At 29.2% G+C, this 1,680-nt stretch carries 2 protein-coding genes; both read right to left on the reverse strand.

The features are described 5' to 3' along the window. Positions 1 to 880: amino acid--tRNA ligase-related protein (locus U9R42_13930; GenBank protein ID MEA3497122.1), on the reverse strand; the 880-nt coding region annotated here is incomplete at its 3' end. Between the two features lie 100 nt (positions 881 to 980). After that, the gene (locus tag U9R42_13935) at positions 981 to 1,619 is read right to left on the reverse strand and encodes a hypothetical protein (protein ID MEA3497123.1); all 639 of its coding nucleotides are present in this window, start codon (positions 1,617 to 1,619) and stop codon (positions 981 to 983) included. Positions 1,620 to 1,680: the final 61 nt, after the last annotated feature.

Raw genomic sequence — 1,680 nt, forward strand, 5'->3', positions numbered from 1 at the left:
AACTTCCAAAAACATTCTTAACTAAAACCGAAAAAAGTTTTTCAGTAAATTTCATTAAATCTTTATAATCTGCATAAGCCCAATAAAACTCTAAACTTGTAAAGTCAGGATTATGAACTTTATCAATGCCTTCATTTCTAAAACATTTTCCAATTTCAAACACTTTTTCAAATCCTCCGACTAAAAGTCGTTTTAAGTAAAGTTCTGGAGAGATTCTTAGATACAAATCAATATCTAAAGCATTTAAATGGGTTTTAAACGGTTCTGCTTTTGCTCCGCCATAAAGTGGTTGCAAAATAGGCGTTTCTACTTCTAAAAATCCTTGTTTTTCAAAAAAATCTCGTATTTCTTTAACAATTTTTGAACGAATCTCAAATTTTTCTTTGCTTTCAGCATTAAATATTAAATCAAGATATCTTTTTCTAAATTTCTCTTCAACGTCTTTTAAACCATGCCATTTTTCAGGTAAAGGCAAAAGAGATTTAGTTAAAATCTTATAACTATTTGTTTGAATTGTTTTCTCTCCTCTTTTGGTTTTAAACAAGATACCTTTAATTTCAACAAAGTCACCTATATCAAAATTGTCTAAGAAAAATTGAAAGCCTTTTTCGCCCAATTTGTCTTTCTTTAAGGAAACTTGAATTTTTCCTAATCCGTCCTCAATATTAGCAAAAGCAAGACCGCCATGCTGTCTTATAGACATTAATCTGCCAGCTAAAACTATTTGTTTTTTAGTTTTAGCAAGTTTATTAAAATCTTTTAAAGCTTCAACAGATATATGTGTTCTTTTAACGCTACTTGGAAAAACACAAATACCAACACTTTTAATTGCATTAAGCTTTTTTATTCTATTTTTCCTAATTTCATTTATGCTTTTCATTTGCTTTATTGTAGCAAATCTATTTTTTTAGTCAAAATAAATAAATCAAAAAAACAGCCACACAATTCGCAGGGCTGTTTTTTTTATGCTCAAGATATTCTTAATCTATAAACCTAAAAGTAGAAAGAATTTTTTGGAATGTATCCAATTTTTGATAATCAAAAAGATGAATTGAAAGATAACCATTATCAAGCTTTAAATCTACCGAGATAGTTTTGTCTCCTTTGTGATAACAGAGCCTATCTACAAGATATTCAAAAACATATTTAGTTCCTTGGATTCCGTCTACTTCAATATCAGAAGAGGTCATTAAAAAATATTCGCTTGATTTTTTGTAAGGCAAAATTCCGCGATCATATAGTATCTTCTCATAGACACTAATCATTATACCGAGAGACTTATCTTCTATGTTTTTACCTATTTCCAGATTTTTAATTACATCTTCTGGTCCAAAAAATAGCTTAGGGCCAATCATTGTATAATCCCAATCATTTGGATATTGTACGGTAAATCCAATTTTTTCTAACTCAAGCTCAAGCATTTCATTTCTATAAATCTGCCAATCAGCTGTTTCGTCTTGAGGCTTTTCTGTTATTGGTTCTTCTATTATCGGCTCATCTGTATTCCACACATATTGATACGCCAAAGCTCCACCAACAGCAACAATGGCGATTATAACAATGATTAGAATTCCGAATGAAGATGAAATTCCTTTTTGGTCTTTATTGTGAATTTTCATAGTTTAATATTCTAAATAATTTTATTAATAATAAATCGAATAATTCTTTTGGCGTTTCTTA

It is taken from the genome of Bacteroidota bacterium (genome assembly GCA_034723125.1).
GTDB lineage: Bacteria > Bacteroidota > Bacteroidia > CAILMK01 > JAAYUY01 > JAYEOP01.